Annotated in this window: 20 protein-coding genes; 14 read left to right on the forward strand and 6 right to left on the reverse strand. The window is 72.4% G+C overall.

Annotation, left to right across the window (positions count from 1 at the left end; genetic code table 11):
* Positions 1–46: 46 nt before the first annotated feature.
* Positions 47–313 carry a DUF6504 family protein gene (locus SMD20_RS41820; protein ID WP_329591858.1) on the forward strand — a complete coding sequence of 89 codons (267 nt, stop codon included), beginning with the start codon at positions 47–49 and terminating at the stop codon, positions 311–313.
* A complete protein-coding gene (locus SMD20_RS41825; RefSeq protein ID WP_329592840.1) occupies positions 313–3,939 on the forward strand; it encodes a DNA polymerase III subunit alpha in 3,627 nt (1,208 codons plus the stop codon). Before SMD20_RS41820 ends, SMD20_RS41825 begins: the two co-directional genes overlap by 1 nt.
* A gap of 4 nt (positions 3,940–3,943) precedes the next feature.
* On the opposite strand, the gene SMD20_RS41830 is transcribed toward SMD20_RS41825, so the two are convergent.
* Positions 3,944–4,627, reverse strand: coding sequence for a DUF4328 domain-containing protein (locus SMD20_RS41830; RefSeq protein ID WP_329591860.1), 684 nt, complete (start codon positions 4,625–4,627; stop codon positions 3,944–3,946).
* A gap of 64 nt (positions 4,628–4,691) precedes the next feature.
* Positions 4,692–5,342 carry a response regulator gene (locus SMD20_RS41835; RefSeq protein WP_091093801.1) on the reverse strand — a complete coding sequence of 217 codons (651 nt, stop codon included), beginning with the start codon at positions 5,340–5,342 and terminating at the stop codon, positions 4,692–4,694.
* 897 nt (positions 5,343–6,239) lie between these two features.
* Here SMD20_RS41835 and SMD20_RS41840 point away from each other — a divergent pair.
* The 3 genes from SMD20_RS41840 (at position 6,240) to SMD20_RS41850 (ending at position 9,882) form a co-directional block, all read left to right on the forward strand.
* Complete coding sequence (locus SMD20_RS41840; RefSeq protein ID WP_329591863.1) at positions 6,240–6,869, forward strand: hypothetical protein; 630 nt, start codon at positions 6,240–6,242, stop codon at positions 6,867–6,869.
* Between the two features lie 371 nt (positions 6,870–7,240).
* Positions 7,241–7,921: an ABC transporter ATP-binding protein gene (locus tag SMD20_RS41845; protein WP_329591865.1), complete on the forward strand. Its 681-nt coding sequence runs from the start codon at positions 7,241–7,243 to the stop codon at positions 7,919–7,921.
* The gene (locus tag SMD20_RS41850; protein ID WP_329591867.1) at positions 7,918–9,882 is read left to right on the forward strand and encodes an ABC transporter permease; all 1,965 of its coding nucleotides are present in this window, start codon (positions 7,918–7,920) and stop codon (positions 9,880–9,882) included. The genes SMD20_RS41845 and SMD20_RS41850 overlap by 4 nt, the downstream gene beginning before the upstream one ends.
* Positions 9,883–9,900: 18 nt before the next feature.
* Here the strand turns inward: SMD20_RS41850 and SMD20_RS41855 are convergent, their stop codons facing one another.
* The gene (locus SMD20_RS41855) at positions 9,901–10,902 is read right to left on the reverse strand and encodes an LLM class F420-dependent oxidoreductase (protein WP_329591869.1); all 1,002 of its coding nucleotides are present in this window, start codon (positions 10,900–10,902) and stop codon (positions 9,901–9,903) included.
* 126 nt (positions 10,903–11,028) lie between these two features.
* On the opposite strand from SMD20_RS41855, the gene SMD20_RS41860 reads away from it, so the two are divergent.
* Positions 11,029–12,414: a sulfatase family protein gene (locus SMD20_RS41860; protein WP_329591871.1), complete on the forward strand. Its 1,386-nt coding sequence runs from the start codon at positions 11,029–11,031 to the stop codon at positions 12,412–12,414.
* On the opposite strand, the gene SMD20_RS41865 is transcribed toward SMD20_RS41860, so the two are convergent.
* Positions 12,408–13,085 (reverse strand): FadR/GntR family transcriptional regulator, encoded by a 678-nt coding sequence (locus SMD20_RS41865; RefSeq protein WP_329591872.1) that lies wholly within the window; start codon positions 13,083–13,085, stop codon positions 12,408–12,410. The genes SMD20_RS41860 and SMD20_RS41865 overlap by 7 nt on opposite strands.
* Positions 13,086–13,172: 87 nt before the next feature.
* Here SMD20_RS41865 and SMD20_RS41870 point away from each other — a divergent pair, with 87 nt between their 5' ends.
* Genes SMD20_RS41870 through SMD20_RS41880 form a run of 3 tightly spaced genes read left to right on the forward strand, consistent with a single transcriptional unit; the run spans position 13,173 to position 15,845 of the window.
* Positions 13,173–13,904: a (Fe-S)-binding protein gene (locus SMD20_RS41870; protein ID WP_329591874.1), complete on the forward strand. Its 732-nt coding sequence runs from the start codon at positions 13,173–13,175 to the stop codon at positions 13,902–13,904.
* Positions 13,901–15,295 carry a lactate utilization protein B gene (locus SMD20_RS41875; protein ID WP_329591876.1) on the forward strand — a complete coding sequence of 465 codons (1,395 nt, stop codon included), beginning with the start codon at positions 13,901–13,903 and terminating at the stop codon, positions 15,293–15,295. The genes SMD20_RS41870 and SMD20_RS41875 overlap by 4 nt, the downstream gene beginning before the upstream one ends.
* Positions 15,282–15,845, forward strand: coding sequence for a LutC/YkgG family protein (locus SMD20_RS41880; RefSeq protein ID WP_329591878.1), 564 nt, complete (start codon positions 15,282–15,284; stop codon positions 15,843–15,845). Before SMD20_RS41875 ends, SMD20_RS41880 begins: the two co-directional genes overlap by 14 nt.
* Here the strand turns inward: SMD20_RS41880 and SMD20_RS41885 are convergent.
* On the reverse strand, positions 15,835–16,845 hold the full coding sequence (locus SMD20_RS41885) for a baeRF2 domain-containing protein (protein ID WP_329591879.1): 1,011 nt from the start codon (positions 16,843–16,845) through the stop codon (positions 15,835–15,837). The two genes, SMD20_RS41880 and SMD20_RS41885, sit on opposite strands and share 11 nt — an antisense overlap.
* 3 nt (positions 16,846–16,848) lie before the next feature.
* Positions 16,849–17,256, reverse strand: a complete 408-nt coding sequence (locus tag SMD20_RS41890) for a DUF2795 domain-containing protein (RefSeq protein WP_329591880.1) — start codon at positions 17,254–17,256, stop codon at positions 16,849–16,851.
* A 77-nt stretch (positions 17,257–17,333) separates the two neighbouring features.
* Here SMD20_RS41890 and SMD20_RS41895 point away from each other — a divergent pair, with 77 nt between their 5' ends.
* The 5 genes from SMD20_RS41895 to speB all read left to right on the forward strand — a co-directional run bounded on the left by SMD20_RS41895 (position 17,334) and on the right by speB (position 22,747).
* Complete coding sequence (locus SMD20_RS41895) at positions 17,334–18,422, forward strand: GNAT family N-acetyltransferase (RefSeq protein ID WP_329591881.1); 1,089 nt, start codon at positions 17,334–17,336, stop codon at positions 18,420–18,422.
* Between the two features lie 84 nt (positions 18,423–18,506).
* Positions 18,507–19,685, forward strand: a complete 1,179-nt coding sequence (locus tag SMD20_RS41900; protein ID WP_329591883.1) for a bifunctional cobalt-precorrin-7 (C(5))-methyltransferase/cobalt-precorrin-6B (C(15))-methyltransferase — start codon at positions 18,507–18,509, stop codon at positions 19,683–19,685.
* Positions 19,686–19,755: 70 nt separating this feature from the next.
* Positions 19,756–20,595, forward strand: a complete 840-nt coding sequence (locus tag SMD20_RS41905; RefSeq protein WP_329591884.1) for a sirohydrochlorin chelatase — start codon at positions 19,756–19,758, stop codon at positions 20,593–20,595.
* Positions 20,596–20,629: 34 nt separating this feature from the next.
* Positions 20,630–21,706: a nicotinate-nucleotide--dimethylbenzimidazole phosphoribosyltransferase gene (cobT, locus tag SMD20_RS41910; protein WP_329591885.1), complete on the forward strand. Its 1,077-nt coding sequence runs from the start codon at positions 20,630–20,632 to the stop codon at positions 21,704–21,706.
* A gap of 27 nt (positions 21,707–21,733) precedes the next feature.
* The gene (speB, locus tag SMD20_RS41915; RefSeq protein ID WP_329591887.1) at positions 21,734–22,747 is read left to right on the forward strand and encodes an agmatinase; all 1,014 of its coding nucleotides are present in this window, start codon (positions 21,734–21,736) and stop codon (positions 22,745–22,747) included.
* Positions 22,748–22,824: the final 77 nt, after the last annotated feature.

Raw genomic sequence — 22,824 nt, forward strand, 5'->3', positions numbered from 1 at the left:
CCCGGGTGGCTCACGAACACGACCAGAGCCGCGTGGGAGAAGCGTCTTGAGCAGACTCTATGGCGATCCGATAGAGGTGTGGACGAGGGACGGAGAGCCGATCCAGTTCGTCTGGCGCGACCGGCTCTACCTGGTGCGCCGCGTCCTCGACCACTGGGTGGTCGCGCGCGAATGGTGGAAGACCAGCGAGGCGGATCCGGGCGAGCGCCGGTTCTGGCGCGTGGACGCCGGCCCCGGCCGCGAGGTGGGCTCCTACGAGCTGCGCTACGACACCGCCGCCAACGGCTGGCTGCTGCTGAGGGCGTGGGACTGATGGCGCCGCCGTTCCCGCACCTCGACGTGTGCTCGGCCTACTCCATGCGCTACGGCACCGCCTTCCCGCAGGCGCTCGCCCGCCGCGCCGCCGAGCACGGCATGGACATCCTGGCCCTGACCGACCGCGACGGGCTCTACGGCGCCGTCAAGCACGTCCAGGCGTGCGCCGACGCGGGGATCGCGCCGGTCGTCGGGGTCAACCTGGCGCTCGACGCCCCGCCGGCCGGTCCGGCGCCCGGCATGCGCGCCGAGCGACCCCGCACCGGCCCCGAGTCCGAGGACCGCGTCACCGTGCTGGCCCGCGGCGAGGGCTGGTCGAGCCTGGCGCGCCTGGTCACGGCCGCCCACCGGGCCGGCGAGCGCGGCCGGCCGAAGGTGACCCGCGAGCTGATCGGCGCATGGGCGGGCGGGCCCGGCGGCGAGCACGGGTTCGGGGCCGACGACGGGCTCGTGGTGCTGCTCGGTCCCCGTTCCGACGTGGGCCGCGCGGTGGCCGCGCGGCGCGACGAGCACGCGCGGACGCTGCTCGGCCTGTGGCGGGCGGCGGTGCCCGCCGTGGTGATCGAGCTGGTCGACCAGTACGGCTTCCGCGACGCGACCACCGCCGTGCGCATGCTCGGCCTGGCCGAGTCCATGGGCGTGCCCGCCGTGCTCACCAACGCGGTGCGCTACCTCGACCCGGCCGACCACCAGGTGGGCGACGTGCTCGACGCGGCCCGCCAGCTCGTGCCCCTGCACCCGCGCCACCTCGACCGTACGACCTCGCACGCCTACCTCAAGAGCACCAAGGAGATGTGGCAGGTGGCGGCCAAGGTCTGCGGCGCCGACCGGACGCGGGTGGGGCGGCTGCTGTTCACCACCCGGCGGCTGGCCGAGGCGTGCGCGATGGACCCGCTGCGGCTGCTCGCGCTCCGCAACGACCCGCCCGACCTGCACCTGCCCGAGGTCGGCAGGGACCCGGTGCCGCTGCTGCGCCACCGCGTCGAGGACGGCCTGCTCCGGCGCGGCCTCGGCCGCGACGCCGACGCCCGGCGGCGGCTCGGCGAGGAGATGACGATCATCGAGCGCAAGCGCCTGTCCGGCTACTTCATCGCGGTGGCCGGCATCACCGACATGATCCGCGGCATGGGCGTGCGCTGCGCCATCCGCGGCTCGGGCGCCGGCAGCCTGGTCAACTACCTCATCGGCATCGGCGAGGTCAATCCGCTCGACCACGGCCTGCTCATGGAGCGGTTCCTGTCCGAGGGGCGCGTCGGGCTGCCCGACATCGACGTGGACGTCGAGTCCGCCCGCCGCCTCGACTGCTACAAGGCGATCTTCGAACGGTACGGCGAGGACCGCGTGGCCTGCGTGTCCATGATGGAGACCTACCGGGCGCGCAGCGCCATCCGCGACGTCGCCGGGGCGATGGGCCTGCCGCCGCACGAGATCGACACGATCGCCAAGGCGTTCCCGCACATCAGGGCCAAACAGATCACCGCCTCGCTCGCCGACCTGCCCGAGCTGCGCGGCAGCAGGCTCGGCGACGCCGGGCTGGATCGTGTGTTCCGCCTCGCCGAACGGCTCGACGGGCTGCCCCGGCACATCGCGCTGCACCCGTGCGGGGTGCTCGTCGGCAACTCCGGCCTCCTCGACCGGACGCCGGTCGAACGCAGCCTGCTGGAGTTCCCGATGTCGCAGTTCGACAAGGACGACGTGGAGGAGGCCGGGCTGCTCAAGCTGGACGTGCTGGGCGTGCGGATGCAGTCGGCGCTGGCGTACGCGCTGGGCGAGATCAAGCGCGTGGACGGCGTCACCGTCGAGCTGGACACCCAGAGCGGCGACGACCCGGACGTCCAGTACGTCCCGCACGACGACCAGGAGACCTACGACATGGTCTGCGCCGCCCGGACGATCGGGTGCTTCCAGATCGAGTCGCCCGGCCAGCGGGAGCTGGTGGCCAAGCTGGAGCCGCGCACGATGCACGACCTCATCGTGGACATCTCGCTGTTCCGGCCGGGGCCGGTCAACTCCGACATGATCACCCCGTACCTGGAGGCCAGGCAGGGGTGGCGGCAGCCGCACTACCCGCACGAGCGGCTGCGCGAGGCGCTGCGCGAGACGCACGGCGTCGTGGTGTTCCACGAGCAGGTCCTGAGGATCATCTCGGTGATGACCGGGCGCGACCTGTCCTTCGCCGAGCTGCTGCGGCGCACCCTCGGCACGCCGGAGGGACGCGAACGCGTGCGCAAGACGTTCGTGCCCCTGGCACGGGCCAACGGCTTCGACGACGCGGCCGTGGACCGGGCCTGGCGGGTGCTGGACGCGTTCGGCGGGTTCGGGTTCTGCAAGGCGCACGCGGCGGCGTTCGCGCTGCCCACCTACCAGTCGGCGTGGCTGAAGCGGCACCACGCGGCGGCGTTCTTCGCGGGGGTGCTCACGCACGATCCCGGCATGTACCCCTCGCGGGTCATCATCGACGAGGCCAGGCAGTGCGGGGTCAAGATCCTGCCGCTCGACGTCAACAAGTCCGGCAAGGACTGGCGGGTGGAGCGGCTCGGGCCGCGCGTGCCGGTACGGGTGCGGCCCGACCGCCTCGCCGGCGCGCGCCGGCGCGAGTTCCGGGCCGGGGACATCGGCAAGGGGTACGCGCTGCGGGTGCCGTTCTCGGCGGTCAAAGGGGTGAGCGAGGCCGAGGTCGAGCGGATGGTGGCCGGGCAGCCGTACACCTCGCTGGCCGACTTCTGGGACCGCGCCCGGCCCTCGCGGCCCGTCATCGAGCGGATCGTCCAGGTCGGCGGCCTCGACGCGCTGCACGACCTGCATCCTGGCGGGCCGCGCTGGAAGCCAGGCGAGCTGACCCGGCGCGACCTGATCGCGCGGATCGGCGCGCTCGAACGGTCATCGGCGAGCGGCGTACGGGCCGCGCCGCGCGCCTCCAAGCACTACACCCGCCCCGCTGCCCGAGCTATTGAGCCTCAGCCGTCGGCGCAGCTCCCGCTGGGCTTCACCGAGCACCTGCCGCCCGGCGAGCTGCCCGAGATGACCGAGGCCGAGATGGTCGAGGCCGAGCTGGAGATCCTCGGCATCGACGTCAGCCGGCACGTCATGAGCTTCCACGGCGAGCTGCTCGACCTGCTCGGCGTCGTGCGCGCCCGCGACCTGCTGCGCCGGCGCAACGGGTCCGAGGTGCTGGTGGCCGGGGTCAAGGTGGCCACGCAGACGCCCGCGGTGCGCTCCGGGCAGCGGGTCATCTTCACCACCCTGGAGGACTCCACCGGGCCGATCGACCTGACCTTCTTCGAGTCGGTCCAGGGGCACTGCGCCGCGACCGTGTTCGGGGCGTGGCTCATGCTGGCCAAGGGGGTGGTGCGCCGCACCGGGGTGCGGGCGGTGTCGCTGCGGGCCGTCGACTGCTGGGACCTCGCCGACCTGGACGGACTGTGGCGTTCTGAGGGCATCGAGGCGGTGCGCGACCTGCTCCGCCGTACGCCGGGGGAGCCGGCGGGCGTGGGCGGGCGGAGCATCGAGTATCCGAACGGCTTCCGGCTGTCGCCGTACTCCGACATCGCCCCGGCCGTCGTCACCCCGGCCCGCCGCCTCTGGCACGCCAGCCCCGGCAGCTCCGGCCCCACCGCCGCCTGACAGGTCACATGGGGTGGCTGAGGGGGGTGGAGTCGGGGGCGGGTTTGGCGGAGAGGGTGCGCAGCGAGGCGAGAGGGGAGCGGGCGGCGCGCTGGAGCCGGGTCAGCTCGCGGACGGTGCCCGCGCACAGCGCCGCGGCGACCGCCGCGCACAGCAGCTCCGGCGCCCCCACCCCGGTGAGGCCGCCGGACGCGGAGTCGAGCGGCAGCCGGATCGTGACCAGCGCGAGCGTGGTCAGCCAGCTCAGCCACCACCCGGCCAGCAGCGCCAGCCACCGGCCGCGCCGCCCCGCGGGCGGCCGGGCGCCGCGCCAGACCTCGTCCAGGAGCACCGCGGGCGCCACCAGGTTGACGCCGGGGATCAGCCAGGCCGCCGCCACCGGCGCGGTCGCCGCCGAGCGGTCGTTGGCCTGCCTGGCGCGTACGAGCCACGTCACGTACGCGGCCCCGGCCGCCACCGAGGTGCCCGCCACCAGCATGATCAGCACCGCGAACACGGTCACCGCGCCCACGACCGCCTCCGCGTCGGCCCCCTGGGGACGTCCGCCGAACGCGGCGAGCTGGGCGGCGAGCCGCCGCCCGCGAACCTGCTCGAAGATCACCAGAGCGGCGAGGGAGAGGACCTGCGCGGCGAGCGTGACGTAGACGGCGGAGGCGGCTCTGGTGGGCGGTGCCTGGGTGTGGCGCATGTTCTCTCCCCGGGCCTTGCGCTGCGGTTCTGATTCACTTTTATCCCGCGAGCCCTGCCGTTAATCAGCTCACCACGCCGGATTCCCACGCCCAAGCAGCGATTTCGACCCGATTGCGAACGCCGAGTTTGGCGAAGATGCTGCCGAGGTGCGTCTTGACGGTCGACAGCGACACGAACAGCTCGGCCGCCACCTCCTGGTTGGTACGCCCCCGCGCGATCAGCCGCACCACGTCCAGCTCGCGCTCGGTCAGCGGGTCGTTCATGGGCGGCGGCGCGGCCCGCCGGGGCTGGGCGAGATGCTGCAGCAGCCGTACGGTGACCGAGGGAGACACCAGCGCGTCCCCGGCCGCGGCCGCGCGTACCGCCTCGATGAGCAGCGTGGGCCCGCTGTCCTTGAGCAGGAACCCGGTCGCGCCGGAGCGCAGCGCGCCGTAGACGTACTCGTCGAGGTCGAACGTGGTGACGATGACGACCCGCAGCGGGTTCTCCACGCCGGGGCCGGCCAGGATCCTGGTCACCTCGATGCCGTCGAGCCTCGGCATCCTGATGTCCAGGAGGCACACGTCGGGCCGCAGCCGCCGCGCCTCCGCCACCGCCTCGGCGCCGTCGGCCACCGCGGCGACGACCTCCATGTCCGGTTGCGCGTCCAAGATCATCTGGAAGCCGGTACGCACCAGTTGCTGGTCGTCGGCGACGAGAACCCGAATAGTCACGACCCTAACTCTAGAGAGAGCGCCGCGAGAGTTCTGCGGCGTCCAGCGGTCGTACCGTCGAACCCGGCACCGAGGAGGACCTCTGATGCGCAGCGTGACTTATTCGGTGAGCGTCTTGCTCGACGGCTACATCGCCGGGCCGGATCGGCGGCGAAATCGCTCCCGAAGGTGGTGTTTCTCCGCCGCGCTGTCGACGGTGAAGGGCAACGCCCGCCTGGTCTCCGGCGGCCTGGTGGAGGAGGTCAAGCGGCTGCAGGCCGAGCCGAGTTGGGCGACATCGCGATCAGAGGCGCGGCCCCGCCGAGGCGGCCGCGTCGGATTTGATCGACGAGTACCGGGCTACCTACCTTCGCTACCTCGCGGCGCGGTGACGGCCGAACGCCAGGAACCGGCCGCAGGAAGGCCGCCGGAGACGACAGATCCGGGCGGGCGATCAAGGAATCTCGTACGAGACCAGCTTCGGAAACGACGTTGCCTATGGCCAACTAGCGCATCTCGAGGCGGGCATACCGTGCGCTGAAGCCGGTTTGTGTCTCCTTGGGCTAAATGAACCACGCCCAGAGATTGAGTGGAGCGGCAACGTGTATGAGGGCGAGGTTGTCGGCCCGCTCGGCTGTTGGGCGACGAGACGCAGCTTGTGCCGCGTCGGTTCGCCTAGCATGATCACTCGCAACTATGGAGGACTCCTGCTCGTTGAGGTTGTTATGAAGGATGTTTCGCTGGCCGGATCCCGGCGTCTCGGTACGACTCGGCGGAACCCTTGGAACGTTGGAAGGATCAACGGAAGGCGCCAGTGTGAGCAGGGAAGCAGAGATGCCTCTCCAGAGGTTGGTCAATCGCAAGCGGTCCAGTTATTGGTGGCCGAGAATTTTTCTCGCAACCACGACAGTCAACTTGATGTGGGAGATTCTAAAGAAGAATCTTTCTGCGAGCTTCGTCAACTCGTGGCCGTGGAAGCTCACTCTGCTCGACGTCGGCACCAGTGCGACCTTGGCGAGTGCCGTTCTGGCCTTGCTTTTGGCGCGATCTCAACTAGCCCGAACTAATCGTCCTGTCATCAGCTATTCCTCGTTCTCGGATAAAAGCTCCTTTATCAAGAAGGCCGAACGCGTTATTCATGTCCGCAATGCTGGAGCTGGCCACGCTATTGTATGCCTGGTCAAATACAGATACCGGATGGCCGATCCGAGAAGTGGGGTCGGGGAAGGTCCTCTGAGTGATTGGATGGACTGGCATGACGTGGTCGATAGATTAGAAGAACGCAACTTGACAAATTGGCAGCACTATGTGCTGCCGCGCATCGGAAACGGGTCAACTCTCCCGCTGGCCAGTGCTGCGGGTGCAGGTCTGGAGGTGGTCGCACTTACTAAGAAGGCAATGTTGACGCTGGCGGACCTCGATATATTGTTGCGAATTGAAGACACCTTGGGTGATCAACATGAACGGGTCTTGGTGTGCATGTCGCAGGGGCACAGGAAGGAATTGATCGAAAGGCGACAGAAAAGAAGACCGCCCTTCTTGAGGTGATCACTGCTTCAGGGGCCACCCCGTTCGAGGGCGGCCCCCATGGATGGGCACTTCTCGATGGCTGGAGGCCGCATCTGGGCTTCCGATCGCCGACGCCCTCATGAGGGGACAATGGGCATTCGACGGCGATCGGGACGGCGCGAGATCTTCGCGCGCTCCGCGTCATCGGTTCGTGCCCAGTTCTGCGCAGGCCGTCGTACGGTCCTCCCGCCTGGATCGACGGGCCGGTCCTGGCTGATCCCGGCCGGCGTTACGAGGTCTCGATCCGGGGGTCCACAGTTGTGTCCCTGTACGAGATCGGCCGTTCGGCTGAGACGGGATGGCCGCACGGCCGATCCGGTGGGTGCGGGCCCGCCGGGAGGCTTGAAGGCATGAACGACGTGCTTGTTGGACGGGCCCTGGTCAAGAGGTTCGGGCAGACGGTCGCCCTCGGCGGCGTGGACATCGCGGTGCGGGCCGGCGAGGCCGTGGCGATCATGGGGCCGAGCGGGTCCGGCAAGTCCACCCTGCTCCATTGCCTCGCGGGCATCATGCGGCCGGACGAGGGCGAGGTGCACCTGCTGGGGCAGCGCATCGACGCGATGGGGGAGCGCAAGCGCAGCGCGCTGCGGCGTACCCGGTTCGGCTTCGTCTTCCAGTTCGGGCAGCTCCTGCCCGAACTGCCGGCGGAGGAGAACGTGGCCCTGCCGCTCATGCTGGGCGGCGTGTCCCGGCAGCAGGCGGTCAAGCAGGCCCGCGAGTGGTTCGCGCCGCTCGGGCTGCCGGGCATGGAGGCGCGGCGGCCGGGCGAGCTGTCCGGCGGGCAGGCGCAGCGGGTGGCCATCGCGAGGGCGCTGGTGACCAGGCCGGCGGTGGTGTTCGCCGACGAGCCGACCGGCGCGCTCGACCAGCGGACCGGGCAGGACACGATGCGGCTGCTGGTGGAGGCGACCCGGCACAACGACGCCTCGCTGATCGTCGTCACCCACGACCCGAACGTGGCCGCCTGGTGCGACCGCACCGTCGAGGTCCGCGACGGCCACCTGGTGACGATGAGCGGAGCGACGGCGTGAACCTGGACCTGACGTGGCGGCTGCTCAAGGGCGGCGGCCGTAAGGGGCTGCTGGGCGTCTGGCTGACGCTGGGGGCCGTCGCCGTGTCCACGGCGCTGCTGCTGTTCGCCGTGGCCGCGAACCTGGCCTTCGACGCCCGCGCCGAGCGCGGCGCCTGGCGCAACCCGGTGCCCGTAGCCAAGGACACGGCTGCCAAGGACACGGCTGCCAAGGACGCGGTCGCCGTCGAGGCGTCCCGCTTCGACTACGTACGCGGCCGGGTGATCACCGTCGTGGACCTCGCCGCGCTCCGGCCGGACGCCGCTCCGCCGCCCGGCCTGCCGCGTTTCCCGAAGCCGGGGGAGACGTGGCTGTCGCCCGCGCTCGCGGAGCTGGCCCGTGAGCTGCCTCCCGCCGAGCTGGGCGACCGTTACCCGCGCCGGGCGGGCGTCATCGGGGACGAGGCCCTGGTGTACCCGGGGGAGCTGGTCGCGGTCGTCGGCCACGCGCCGGACGCGCCGGCGATGACCGCGGAGCGCAGTGACGACTGGATCGTGGGCAAGCCGCCGGTGAAGGTCGCGAGCCTGGCGGGGACGCCGAGCGAGGACGCGGAGGCGTACAAGGTGCTCGCGGTCATCGCGAGCGTGCTCATGGTGGTGCCGCTGCTGGTGTTCGGGGGCGCGGCGGCCCGGCTCACGGTGGCCAGGCGGGACCGGCGGCTGGCCGCGCTCCGGCTGGTCGGCGCGACGCCGGGGCAGGTGGTGCGGATGACGGTGGCCGAGGCGGTGCTCGTGGCGCTGGCCGGTGCGCTGGTAGGGGCGGTGGCGTTCGCGCTGGCGGTGCCGCTGCTGACGCGGATCGAGATCCAGGGGGGCGCCTGGTTCGCGGGGGACCTGTTCCCCGGCCTGGCGGTGCTGGCCGGGGTGCTGGTGGCGGTGCCGCTGCTGGTGGGGCTGTCGGCGGTGGCGGGGCTGCGCAGGGTCGTGGTGAGCCCGCTCGGCGTGGCCAAGCGGGAGACGCCGCCCGGCATGCGCTTCGTCCGGGTGCTCGCGCTGCTCGTGGTGCTGGCCGCGTTCCCGATGCTGACCCAGGGGACCAGCGTGGCGATCGTGGCCGTGGCGCTGGGGCTCGCGTTCCTGTGCCTGAACCTGGCCGGGCCCTGGGTGGTGGGCCTCATCGGAAGGATCACGGCGGGTACGGCGCGTAGCCCCGCCCGGCTGCTGGCCGGGCGCAGGCTGGTGGACGATCCGCGCTCGGCCTGGCGGACGGTGAGCGGGGTGGCGCTGACCGGGTTCGTGGCGGGCTTCCTCGGCCTGCTCAGCCCGGGCGCGTTCGCGGGGGACGACGGGCCGCTCCAGCTGCGCGTTCTCGCGCCGGCCGGACAGGCCGAGCAGGTGGCCGGGCAGGCCCGCGAGCGGCTGGCGGCGGCCAAGGTGCCCGCCGCGGTCACGGTCGTCAAGCGGACCGTCGTCGCCGCGCCGTCGGGCCCGCTCGACGCCGCGGCCGTGGACCGGGCGCGTACGGCGCTCACCGGGCTCGTCCCGGGCCGCACTCCGACCACCGAGGCCGACGAGCGGGGCTTCGGCGACCAGCTGCTGGCCGACGTGCGGGTGGGGACGATCGTGGTGCTGTCGGTGTCGTTCCTGGTGGCCATCGCCAGCGCGGGCATCACGGCCGCCTCGTCGGTCCTCGACCGGCGGCAGACGTACGGGCTGCTGCGGCTGGCCGGGACGCCGCTGGAGGTGCTGGACCGGGCCAGGCGGGCCGAGACGCTGATCCCGCTGGGCGTGATGGGCGGCGGCGCGATCCTGGTGGGGGCGTTCTGCGCGGCGCCGTTCATGATCGGCGGGGTCAGCGTGGCCGGGGTCGTCACGCTGGTGGCCTGCGTGGTGCTCGGGTTCGCCGGGGTGATCGGGGCGGGGGCGCTGAGCCGGCCGCTGCTGAGGTCGGTCACGGCCGACCCCGCGCCCAGACCCGACTGAACAGCCCCGACTGAGCGGCTACCCGAGGACCAGGTCGCGGACCAGTTTCAGCGTGGGCTCGTCGCGCGGGCCCATGACGAGCAGGCTCGTCACCGGGCTCTTGCGCCACAGCTCCAGGCGCTCCCTGATGCGGCCGGGCGGGCCGACGAGCGAGATGCCGTCGGCCAGCTCGTCGGGGATCGCGCGGAACGCCTCGTCCTTGCGCCCGGCCAGGTAGAGGGCCTGGATGTGCTCGGCGGCCTCGGCGTAGCCCATGCGGCCGATGATGTCGGCGTGGAAGTTGCGGTGCCGGGCGCCCATGCCGCCGATGTAGAGGGTGAGCATGAGCTTCACGCCGTCGAGGGCGGCCCGTACGTCGTCCGAGACCACCACCGTCACCATGGCCGCCACCTCGAAGCCCGCGGGGGCGCCGGCGAGCGCGTCGCCGTACATCTCCTCGATCTTCTCGGGGAAGGCGAACAGCGGCAGCCAGCCCTGGCCGATCTCGGCGGCCAGCGCGACGTTCTTGGGGCCCTCCGCGCCCAGGTAGACGGGGATGTCGGGGCGCAGCGGGTGGGTGATGAGCTTGAGCGGCTTGCCGAGGCCGTCCGGCAGTGGCAGCGGGTAGTGGGGGCCGTCGCCGGTGACCGGCTCCTCGCGGCGCCAGACCTTGCGCATGATCTCGACGTACTCGCGGGTCCTGGCGAGGGGCCTGGCGAACGGCTGGCCGTACCAGCCCTCGACGACCTGCGGGCCCGAGGCGCCCACGCCGAGGAGCAGCCGGCCGCCGGTCAGGTGGTCGAGGGTCATGGCCGTCATGGCGGTCGTCACCGGCGGCCTGGCCGACAGCTGCGCGACCGACGTGCCGAGTTTGATGCGGCTGGTGCGCGCGCCGTACCAGGCGAGCGGGGTGAACGCGTCGCTGCCGTACGCCTCGGCCGTCCACACCGAGTCGTAGCCGAGGCGCTCGGCCGCCAGCACGGATGCGGTCGCGTCGTCGGCGTTGCGCTGCCAGTAGCCCAACTGGAGCCCGAGCTTCATGTGACACCTCCGGAATTAAGTTCTATTACCCCTGTGCGGGGGCCGGGTGTCAATGGAGGATCTTCCGGGCAGTCACAGTCCGTGGTCAAAGGTCTCTGTCGCGTAGCGTGCGTCCTGCTCCTGCTGTTGCCCGCGGCCGAGCCCCTGGTGGCCGCGAGCGCGTCGCGGCCGAACATCGTCCTCATCGTCACCGACGACCTGGAGGCGGGCACGCTGGCGTACTTCCCCCACGTCACCCGGCATCTGGTGCGCAAGGGGGCCACGTTCGACCGGTTCTTCGTGACGAACTCCTGGTGCTGCCCGTCGCGGGCGTCGATCCTGCGCTCCCAGTACGTCCACAGCCACGGCGTGCTCACCAACACCGCCCCGGAGGGCGGCTTCGACCGCTTCCACACCCTCGGCCTGGAAAGCTCCACGATCGGCACGTGGATGAAGGCGGCCGGCTACCGCACCGCGCTGATGGGCAAGTTCCTCAACCACTATCCGGGACGTACCGCCACCGAGACGTACGTGCCGCCCGGCTGGGACGAGTGGGCCGTCCCGGTGACGAACCTCTACGAGGAGTACGGCTACCGGCTCAACGAGAACGGCGCGCTGACCGACCGCGGCTGGGGCCAGGAGGACTACCTGTCGGACGTGCTCGCCGAGAAGAGCCGGCAGTTCATCAAGAGCTCGGGCAGACCGTTCTTCCTCTACCTGGCGCCCATCGCGCCGCACAGCCCGGCCAACCCCGCCTGGCGGCACGAGGAGGCGTTCCCCCATGTGACCGCGCCCCGGACGCCGTCGTTCAACCAGGCCGACGTCAGCGCCGAGCCGCTGTGGCTGCGCGGCAGGCTCCCGCTGTCGCAGGAGCAGATCGACGCCGTGGACCGCCGCCACCGCGCCAGGCTGCGCGCGATGCTCGGCGTGGACGACCTGGTCGGCGCGGTCGTCGACGCGCTGCGCGACAGCGGGCACCTCGACGACACCTACATCATGTTCACCTCGGACAACGGCTTCCACCTCGGCACCCACCGGCTGCCGCAGGGCAAGACCACGCCGTACGAGGAGGCGATCAGGATCCCGCTGGTGGTGCGCGGGCCCGGCATCCGGCCAGGATCGAGGATCGGCCACATGGGCGCCACGGTCGACCTCGCGCCGACCGTCGCCGACCTGGGCGGGGCCACGCCGCCTCCGTTCGCCGAAGGGCGGTCGCTGAAGCCGCTGCTCAAGGGGGGCAAGCCGGCGGTGTGGCGGCACAACGCGCTCATCGAGTTCCACCGGCCGGCCAACCGGTCGTCCGCGCGGCAGACGCCGGTGCCCGCCTACACCGCGCTGCGCACCGAGCACTACACCTACGTCCGCTACGTCACCGGCGAGAAGCAGCTCTACGACCTGCGGACGGATCCGTACGAGTTGCAGAACCTCGCGGCCACCGCCGACCCCAAGCTGCTGGCGAACCTGGACGTCCGGCTGGACACCATGGCGCGCTGCACGGGCGCGAGCTGCCGCCAGGCCGACGTGCTTCAGTGAGTGAACAGCTCGGGGTAGGCGTCGGCGAGGTGCTCCGACACGGCCGCGGCGGCCTCGCCGGGGTCGCCCGCCTCGATCGCGGCCAGGATGCGGACGTGCCCGGCGCGCAGGATCGCGGTGTCGCCGAGGCGTTCGACCGCCTCGACCGAGAATTTGCGCATCGTGTCCCGGAGCGAGCGCATGACGGCGGAGACGAGCCGATTGCCCGAGGCGTCCGCGAGCGCGCAGTGGAAGGCGGTGTCGTACTCGACGAACTCCTCGGCGGTGCGTGCCGCGTCCATGCCGGCGAGGGCGGCGGTCAGCGCCTCGGTGCCATGACGGCCGGTGGCGGCGCGGGCGGCGGCCCACTGCTCGATCATGTGCCGGGTGTCGATGACCTCGCGCAGCTCCAGGGTGGCCAGGCCGAGGTGCAGCCGCAGCAGTCCGGTCAGTGCCGAGTCGGGACGGGCGATGAGCACCGCGCCCGCGTCGGGGCCCCGTCCGACCTGGGAGGAGACCACGCCCAGCGTCTCCAGCACGCGCATCGCCTCGCGCACGGACGAGCGGCTGACGCCGAGCTGCTCGGCGAGCCGGCGCTCGGCGGGCAGGCGGTCCCCGGCCGTGAGGCCGTCCTCGGCGATGCGCCGCTCGATCTGCGCGAGCACGTCCTCGAACGTGCGCGTGCGCTTCACCGGACCCCACCCGCTGCCGTCCACCCGGGCCTCCCTGCTATGGTCTGACCATATTGTGGTCAGACCATACCTTTCGAGAGGAGAGCCGTGCGAGTCGCCCTGTTCATCACGTGCGTGAACGACACGCTCTTCCCCGGCACCGGCAAGGCCGTGGTGTCCCTGCTGCGCAGGCTCGGCTGCGAGGTCGACTTCCCCGCCGCCCAGACGTGCTGCGGCCAGATGCACGTCAACACCGGCTACCGCGCGGAGGGAGTGCGCCTGGCCCGGCACTTCACCGAGGTCTTCGCCGGGTACGACGCCGTGGTGGCACCGTCGGGGTCGTGCGCGGCCATGGTCCGCGAGCAGTACCCCAAGCTGGCCCGGCCGGGCAGCAAGGGGGCCGCGGCGATCGCGAAGGTCGCGCCCAGGGTGTACGAGCTGTCGGAGTTCCTGATCGACGTGCTCAAGGTCGAGGACGTGGGGGCGTACTTCCCGCACCGCGTCACCTACCACCCGACCTGCCACTCGCTGCGCGGCCTGCGGCTCGGCGACCGGCCCGCCCGGCTGCTGCGCAACGTACGCGGCCTGGAGCTGGTGCCGCTGCCCGGCGCGGAGGAGTGCTGCGGCTTCGGCGGCACGTTCGCGGTGAAGAACCCGGCGGTCTCGGCGGCGATGGGCGCCGACAAGACCCGCAACATCATGGACACCGGCGCCGAGGTGCTGTGCGCGGCCGACAACTCGTGCCTCATGCACATCGGCGGCACGCTGAGCCGCCAGAAGACCGGCGTGCGGACGATGCACCTGGCCGAGATCCTGGCGTCCACGGAGGAGAGCCAATGAGCGCAACATTCCTCGGCATGCCAGGAAATTTCCCGAAAAACTCGCAGAAGGCCGTCCAGGACTCTCAGCTCCGCTACAACCTCCGCAAAGCCACCCACACCATCCGCGGCAAGCGAGCCGGCGTCGTCGGCGAGCTGCCCGACTGGACGGAGCTGCGCGCCGCCGGCAAGGCCATCAAGGACCACACGCTGCGCAACCTCGACCGCTACCTGGTCCAGCTCGAACAGGCCGTCCAGGACGCGGGCGGCACCGTCCACTGGGCGCGCGACGCCGCCGAGGCCAACCACATCGTCACCGGCCTGGTCAAGGCCACCGGCGAGCGCGAGGTCGTCAAGGTCAAGTCGATGGCCACCCAGGAGATCGAGCTCAACCAGGCGCTGGCCGCCGAGGGCATCACCGCGTACGAGACCGACCTCGCCGAGCTGATCGTGCAACTCGGCGACGACTTCCCCAGCCACATCCTGGTGCCCGCGATCCACCGCAACCGGTCGGAGATCCGCGAGATCTTCCTGGAGAAGATGCCGAAGACCCCGGAAGGGCTCACCGACGACCCGCCGGCGCTGGCCGAGGCCGCCCGGCTCCACCTGCGCGAACGTTTCCTGCGCAGCAAGGTCGCGATCTCCGGGGCCAACTTCATGGTGGCCGAGACCGGCACGCTGGTCGTGCTGGAGTCCGAGGGCAACGGCCGCATGTGCCTGACCCTGCCCGAGACGCTGATCAGCGTGGTGGGGATCGAGAAGCTCCTGCCCACCTGGCGGGATCTAGAGGTGTTCCTCCAGCTGCTGCCCAGAAGCTCCACAGGTGAGCGGATGAACCCGTACACCAGCATGTGGACCGGCGCGGTCGAGGGCCAGGACTTCCACCTCGTGCTGCTCGACAACGGCCGCACCGGCGTGCTCGCCGACGAGGTCGGCCGCCAGGCGCTGCGCTGCATCCGCTGCTCGGCCTGCCTCAACGTGTGCCCGGTCTACGAGCGCGCGGGCGGCCACGCCTACGGCTCCGTCTACCCGGGCCCGATCGGCGCCATCCTCACCCCGCAGCTGCGCGGCATGGGCTCCGAGCTGGACGCCTCGCTGCCGTACGCCTCCAGCCTGTGCGGCGCCTGCTACGACGTCTGCCCGGTCGCCATCGACATCCCCGAGGTCCTGGTGGACCTGCGCGCCAAGGCCCCGCACGCGGCGGCGGAGAAGGCCGGCATGAAGGTCGCCGGCTGGATACTCGACGACCACCGGCGGCTGGCGGCGGCCCAGCGGCTCGCGTCCAAGGCGCGCGGGCTGGTGCCGAAGAAGCGGCTGCCCGGCCCGTTGTCGGCCTGGACCGACACCCGGGACGTGCCGGAGATCCCGGAAGAATCGTTCAGAGACTGGTGGGAGCGGAATGAGCGCGCGTGAGGAGATCCTCGCCCGGATCGCCAAGGCCGTGGCGGGCGCCGAGGACGTCGAGATCCCCCGTGACTACCGCACCGAAATCGCGGCCGGCGATCTTGTCGAGCTGTTCGCCGAGCGGGTGGACGACTACCGCGCCGTCGTCCACGTCCTGCCGGCCGCCGAGGTGCCCGGCTGGATCGAGGAGCGCCTGGCCGGCCGCCGGATGATCGTCCCCGACGGCTTCGGCCTGGCGGGGCACGAGAGCTGGCCCGACCTGCACACCGCCGACGGGGTCGTCACCGGCTGCGCCGTCGGCATCGCGGTGACCGGCACGATCGTCCTCGACCACGGCCCCGGCCAGGGCACGCGGGCTCAGACGCTGGTGCCCGACTACCACCTGTGCGTGGTGCGGGCCGACCAGATCGTCTCCTCGGTGCCCGAGGCCGTCGCCAGGCTCGATCCGGCCCGGCCGCTGACCTGGATCAGCGGCCCGTCGGCCACCAGCGACATCGAGCTCAACCGGGTCGAGGGCGTGCACGGCCCCCGCACCCTCGAAGTGGTCATCAGTACCTGAGCACCGCCGCCACGTCCTTGACGCCGTCCGTGAACCACAGCTCGGCGTCCGTCATCGCGGCGGCCCTCACCAGGGCGGCGTCCGCGCGCTCGCGTACCGGCTCGGCCACGCCCCAGTTCCGCAGCTCGCCCTGGTCGGTGTTGAGCTGGACGCCGCCCTCGCCGATCCAGATCGGCTCCGGCCGCTCGCCGGGCAGCAGCAGCGCCTGCACCCGCGCGTCGCGCAGCGCCCGCGCCACCTGCGACAGGCCGACAGGACCGCCGCTCTCCTGGTGACGCTCCAGCAGCTCGCCGCGGCGGCGGTCGAGCCAGTCGTCGAGCGCCTGCTCGACGTCGTCCTCGAACTGTCCGTGGTCGGAACGGCTGCCGTGCTCGACCATCACCACCCGGTCGGTCGCCTTCGTGCCGAGGTGGTGCATCAGGTACGAACGGGACTTCGGCTCGCCGGCCACGATGATCAGCTCGGTGCCGAGGCGGCGTACCTGCTCGTCGATCTCGTGCGCGACCGCCTGCGCGTTCTGCTCCCAGGCGTTCTCGACGGACACCTCGTAGCGGCGCTGCGACCAGCCGCCCTGCGCGGTCTTCTGCAGCGGCCAGGCCGCGGCCTGCACCGTGCGCCGGCGCGGCGCCCCGCTTCCGTACACGGTGAGCTCCGCCCCGGCGTGGTCCACGATGACCCCCAGGTGCGGCACGTTCTCGCCGCGCTCCAGCAGCATCGGCGCGATGTTCGGCAGCGGGGACCAGGTCGCCCGCTCGTACGGCGGTCGCGACAGCGGCTCGGCCAGCACCACCTCGCCGTGCGCGGCGAACAGCGCCTGCCCCGCGGCCGCCCGCTCGGCCCGCTCCGCCAGGGCCGCCACGGTCGCCGGGTCCGCCCCGTCGAGGGCGTCGCGCACGCTGTGCCAGTGCGTCTCACGCTCCGGGCCGGTCAGCGCCCCCAGGTAGACGGAGGCGTACGGGCCCTGCCGCTCGTACAGCGGCCTGATGAAGTCGAGGCGCACCCGTCACCACCTCCGCTTCTCCACGCCGAGCCCGAGCGCCTCGCCCACGTCGGACATGTTCGTGTACTCCCGCTCGGGAAGTGAGCGCACCATGTCCGTCACCCGGTCGGGGGCGCCCGCCTCCTCGGCCTGGCGGACCAGGTCCTCCTTCGACTTGGGCCAGTGGGTGTCGCTCAGCCACTTGGCGAGGTCGGCGCGGACGTCCACGCTGGGCCCCGTCATGCCTTCGGGCACGCCGGGCTCGTGACCGGGCGGGTACGACCGCATGGACTCCTCGCCTGCCGCCGGCATGGACTCGGGCTCCTTCCACTCCTCGGCGTGCGTCGTGCCGCCGCCGCGGATCATGCCCTCGGTCTCGTGCTTCTGCTGGGAGTCCAGACGGGGGCCGTGCTTGTCGCTCCCACGTTCCATAGTCGTCTCACCTCTCTCTTCAGCGCCCCTACCCCCGCTTTCGTGGGCAAACATCGCCGCTGTGTACCCTGCCGTGCGTGTTCGATGCCGACATCACCATCGCGACGGCCCGCCTGACCCTGCGGCCGTTCGCCCCCCAGGACGCCGCGCGGATCCGGTCGATCGTGGAGTCCGGCGCCGTCTTCCTGCCTCCCGGCGCGCCCGCCACGGCGTCCGGCGTCGCGCAGTGGCTCGACGTGGGCGTGCACGAGCTGCGCAGGTCGGGGCAGGGCGTGCACCTCGCGATGATCGACGTGGACGGCCGCGTGGTGGGGGCCATCAGCCTCTTCAAGACCTCGTGGGAGGCCGGTACGACCGAGGTCGGCTACGGCGTGCACCCGCTGTACCGGGGCCGCGGCCTGGCCACCGAGGCCCTGCGCGGCCTCGCCGAGTGGGTCTTCGACAGGACCCGGCTGCGCCGGATCGACCTGACCGCCAACCTCGACAACCTGCCGTCGCTGCGCGTCGCCCAGAAAGCGGGCTTCACCTGGGAGGGCGTGCTGCGCGGCGCGGTCATGGAGGACGACGGGCCGCACGACCTGGTCGTGTTCGGCCTGCTGCGCGGCGACGGCCGCGCCCCGGCCACCATCCTGCCGCGCGCCGAGCTGCGCACGCCGCGCCTGCTCCTGCGCGCGCCCGAGCCCGCCGACGCGGCCGACCTGGCCGCCACCGGAGCCGACCCGCTCACCCAGGCCAGGACCGGCGTCCCGCGCGGCTACACCGTCGAGCACGCGCTCGCCTTCATCGACCACGCCGAACGGGTACGCGTCCGCGGCGCCGGCATCGCCTGGTCGGCCGTCGAGCAGGCGACCGGCCGCTTCGCCGTCAACGTGGACCTGCGCGACGTCGAGTGGAGCCACCGCACCGCCGAGATCGGCTACATGACCGCCCCCTGGGCGCGCGGCAACGGCTACGCCGGCGAGGCCGTGCTCGCCGTCGCGCGCTGGCTGTTCGAGCGGCAGGGCTTCAGCCGGCTCCAGCTCCGCGCCGCCGTGGACAACCCGCAGTCGCAGCGCGTCGCCGAGAAGGCCGGTTTCGTCCGCGAGGGCGTGGCCCGCTGCGCGCTCGCGGGGGAGGACCTGGTCGTCTTCAGCCTCGTACCGTCCGACCTGGAGTCCGGCGCGTAGCCGGAAGGCACGCCGTACTGGCTCTCGCACCCCTTTGTGAAACCCGCCGGCAACCGTCACCCTTGAAGGGGAGGTGGAGGCACCATGATCACGGTTGTCGGCTGGGACGGGACCGAGCCGCCGCCCGCCGCGCTCGACCGGCTGCGCGAGGCCGCCCTCGTCGTGGGCCCTGACGCCCTGCTCGGCCGGCTCAGGCTCAACGCCGCGACCGTGGCCGACGGCGCGCTGCTCCAGGCGCTGGACGACCATCTCGAGAACGGCGACGGCCCCGCGGTCGTGATCGCGGAGGGCGATCCCGGCTTCTTCGGCGTCGTACGCACCCTCCGGGCGCACGGCCTCAAACCGGACGTCCTGCCCGCGACCTCGCTGGTCACCCGGGCCTTCGCCTGCGCCGGGCTCAACTGGGAGGACGCGCTGGTCGTCGCACCCGTCGGCCCCCACCAGCTCAACAGGGCCGTCAACGCCTGCCGCGCCCACCCCAAGGTCGCGCTGCTGGTCGCGCCCGGCGTCGGCCCCGCCGAGATCGCCCGCGAGCTGGCCCCCACCACGCCCCGCGCGCTCATCGTCTGCGAGGACCTCGGCGGGCCCGACCAGCGGGTCACGCACAGCCGCATGGGCGAGGCCACCACCCGGCCGTGGAAGGACCCCGACGTCGTCCTCGTCATCGACCCGCTCCACCAGGCCAAGGAGCCGGGCTGGGTGGCGGGGGCGCAGCCGGGGCCGGCCGAGTGGGCGCTGCCGTTCGAGGGGGGCGGGCTGCCGCCCGAGGTGCGGGCGTACGTGCTGGCCAAGCTCGGCCCCCGCCTCGGCGACCTCGTCTGGGACGTCGGCGCGGGCGTCGGCGAGATCACCGTCGAGTGCGCCAGGCACGGCGCGGCCGTCGTCGCCGTCGAGCGCGAGGAGGCCAACTGCGCCCGGCTGCGCGCCAACGTGCTCGCCCACGGCGTCAAGGTCGCGCTCACCCGGGGCCAGGCCCCGCCCGCGCTGGAGCCCCTGCCCGACCCCGACGCGGTGTTCGTCGGCGGCGGCGGGGCCGACGTGGTGGCGGCCTGCGCCGCGCGCCGCCCGCGCTCGCTGGTGTGCGCGCTGCGCACCGTCGAGCAGGTCTCGGCCGTGCTCGACCGGCTGCGCGAGCACGGCTACCGGGGCACGGGCACCCAGATCATCGCCTCGGCGCTGACCGTCAACCCCGACGGATCCCACCGCCTGGCCGCCGCCGACCCCGTTTTCGTCGTGCACGCGACGCCCGCGCACGGAACGTGACCTGTTCCCTACTGCCGCGCATCGGTTATCCTCGCGTGTCCTTGTCCAACGCACCGGAGATTCCCTCACGATGAAGCCGCCGCTCCTGCTGATCGGGCAGGGCTCGCACGATGACGCCTACGCCGCGGAGTTCGGCAGGTTCGTACACCGGCTCCGCTGCCGCCTCGACCTGACGGCCGTCGACGTCTCCGGCGGCTACCTGGAGCGCGCCACGCCGGGGCTGAGCGACTCCGTCGCATCCCTGGTCGCGAGGGGCCACCACCGTCTCGTCGCCCTGCCGCTCAGCCTCAACAGGGCGAGCGACGACCTCGGCGCCGCCATGGAACGCGAGCAGCAGCGCCACCCGACCCTCATGTACGACTACGGCCGCCCCCTCGGCCCCGACCCCCGCGTGCTGTCGCTGCTGGCCGAGCGGCTCACCGAGGCCGCCGCCGACCTGTCCAGGCCGCGCGCGCTGGAGCCCGCGGGCGCCCGCCCCCGGCTGCGCGCCGTGGACGCCCCCCTCGACGAGGACCTGCACGTCGAGCCGGGCGAGACCGGCATCGTGCTGGTCGGCGAGGGCTCGACCGACCCGGCGGCCAACGCCGAGATCCACCGCGTGTCCCGGCTGTTCTGGGAGACGCACGCCTACGACTTCATGACCGTCGAGACCGCGTTCGTGTCGGTGACGCCCCCCGGCGTGCCCGGCGGGCTCGAACGCTGCCGCCGCCTGGGGGCCAGGCGCGTGATCGTGGTGCCTTACCTGCTGTTCGCGGGCGGCATGCTGGAGCGCGTGTGGGCGCAGGCGCTGGCGTACGGCGCCGGCCACCCCGACCTCGACATCCGCTGCGCCGAGGTGATCGGCGACTGCGAGCCCCTGGCCGACGTCGTCATAGAGCGTTACGAGGAAGCACTTCAGCTCGTCCACTGAGCCCCCCTAAGACCCTTCTTCCCGGAGGTACGCCGTGCTGGCCGACACCCTCGCCGCGATCCGCGCCGCCGACCCGGTGGCGATCGCCGAGGCCCGAGCGTTCCAGGACCGCCTGACCAAGCCGCGCGGCTCGCTCGGCGTGCTTGAGGACGTCGCGGTCCGTCTGGCGGGCGCGGCCGGCGCCTGCCCGCCGCCCCTGCCCGCCCCGGCCGCGCTGGCCATCTTCGCGGCCGACCACGGCGTGCACGCCGCGGGCGTCACGCCCTGGCCGCAGGAGGTCACCGTGCAGATGGTGGCCAACTTCCTGGCCGGCGGCGCGGTCGCCAACGCCTTCGCCGCCCAGGCCGGCGTCCCGGTCACCGTCGTGGACGTCGGCGTCGCCGCCGACCTGCCCGACGCGCCCGCCCTGGTCAAGCGGAAGATCGGCTACGGCACCGCCGACCTGTCGCGCGGGCCCGCCATGACCGTCGACCAGGCCGTCAGGGCCATGGAGGCGGGCATCACGGTGGCCCGCGACCTGGTGGCGGGCGGGGCCCGCTGCCTGATCACCGGCGACATGGGCATCGCCAACACCACCGCCTCGGCCGCCCTGATCTCCGTCTTCACCGGCGCCGACCCGGCCGAGGTCACCGGCAGGGGCACCGGCATCGACGACGAGACGTACGAGCGGAAGGTCGGGATCGTCCGCGAGGCGCTGCGCGTGAACGGCCTCGACGGCGGCACGCTCGGCTCCTCGGCCAGCGAGGCGTTGCGGGCGCTGGCCGCCGTCGGCGGGTTCGAGCACGCCGCGCTCGCCGGCTTCATACTCGGCGGCGCGGCGGCCCGCGTCCCGGTGCTGCTCGACGGCGTGATCGCCGGGGCCGCGGCCCTGGTCGCCGCCGCTCTCGACCCGTCCGCGCTCGACCACTGCGTGGCCGGGCACCGCTCGGCCGAGCCCGGCCACGCCGCCGCGCTCGCCCGTCTCGGGCTGCGTCCCCTTGTAGACCTGGAGCTCCGGCTCGGCGAGGGCACCGGCGCGCTGCTGGCCCACCCCATGCTGTGCGCGGCCGTACGGGTGATGCACGAGGTCGCGACGTTCGACTCGGCGGGGGTCACCGAGAAGCCCGTGTAAGGATGGTGCTCACTGGAGGTGAGCTTGTTGTCCCGATACGGCGCCATGTACGGCCCGGATTACACGTTCCTGGGGGTCGACCGCTGCGACCTCGGAGATCCCGCGTCCTACGAGGGCGCGGACGTCGTGATCCTGGGCGCCCCTTTCGACGGCGGCACCTCCCACCGGCCGGGCGCCAGGTTCGGGCCGCAGGCGCTGCGGCAGGCGTGCTACCTGCCGCACGACGGCTCACGTCCCAGCCTCGCGCTGCGCGTGGACGGGCTGAAGGACCTGCGCGTGCTCGACGCCGGCGACGTCGAGTGCTACTCGGGCGACGTCGAGGGCTCCTTGCAGGCCATCGAGGACGCCGTGCACCGCATCGCGGCCTCCGGCGCGGTGCCCCTGGTGCTGGGCGGCGACCACACGATCGCGCTGCCCGACGCGCGCGGCACGGCCAGGGCGCACCTGCCCGGCCGCACCTCGATGATCCACTTCGACGCCCACGCCGACACCGGCGACATCACCTTCGGCCACCTGTACGGCCACGGGCAGCCCATGCGGCGGCTCATCGAGTCCGGCGCCATCCGCGGCGACCGGTTCCTCCAGATCGGCCTGCGCGGCTACTGGCCCGAGCCGGAGACGCTGTCGTGGATGGCCGGGCAGCGGATGCGCTCGTACGAGATGACCGAGATCGTCGCCCGCGGGCTGGACGAGGTGCTGACGGAGGCGTCCGCGATCGCGCTGGACGAGTGCGACCAGATCTTCCTGTCGGTCGACATCGACGTCTGCGACCCCGGCCACGCCCCCGGCACCGGCACGCCCGAGCCCGGCGGCCTGACCGCCCGCCAGCTCCTCGACGCCGTACGCCGCATCTGCTACGAGCTGCCCGTCGCCGGCATGGAGCTGGTCGAGGTGGCCCCGCCGTACGACCACGCGGACATCACCGCCTTCCTCGGCAACCGGGTTATCCTGGAGGCTCTGTCAGCGATGGCCAGACGCCGCAAGGACGACGAGGGCGGGCCGCGCTGGGATCCGCGTCAGCCGCTTCTCGACGGCCGTTGACTTGTGCTCGTTAACCTGTGCGCAGCAAATGAAGGATGCGAAGCCGGTAGGTTTACCTCTTAACACAACCTGCGCGA

The organism is Nonomuraea sp. LP-02 (genome assembly GCF_036289125.1).
GTDB lineage: Bacteria > Actinomycetota > Actinomycetes > Streptosporangiales > Streptosporangiaceae > Nonomuraea > Nonomuraea bangladeshensis.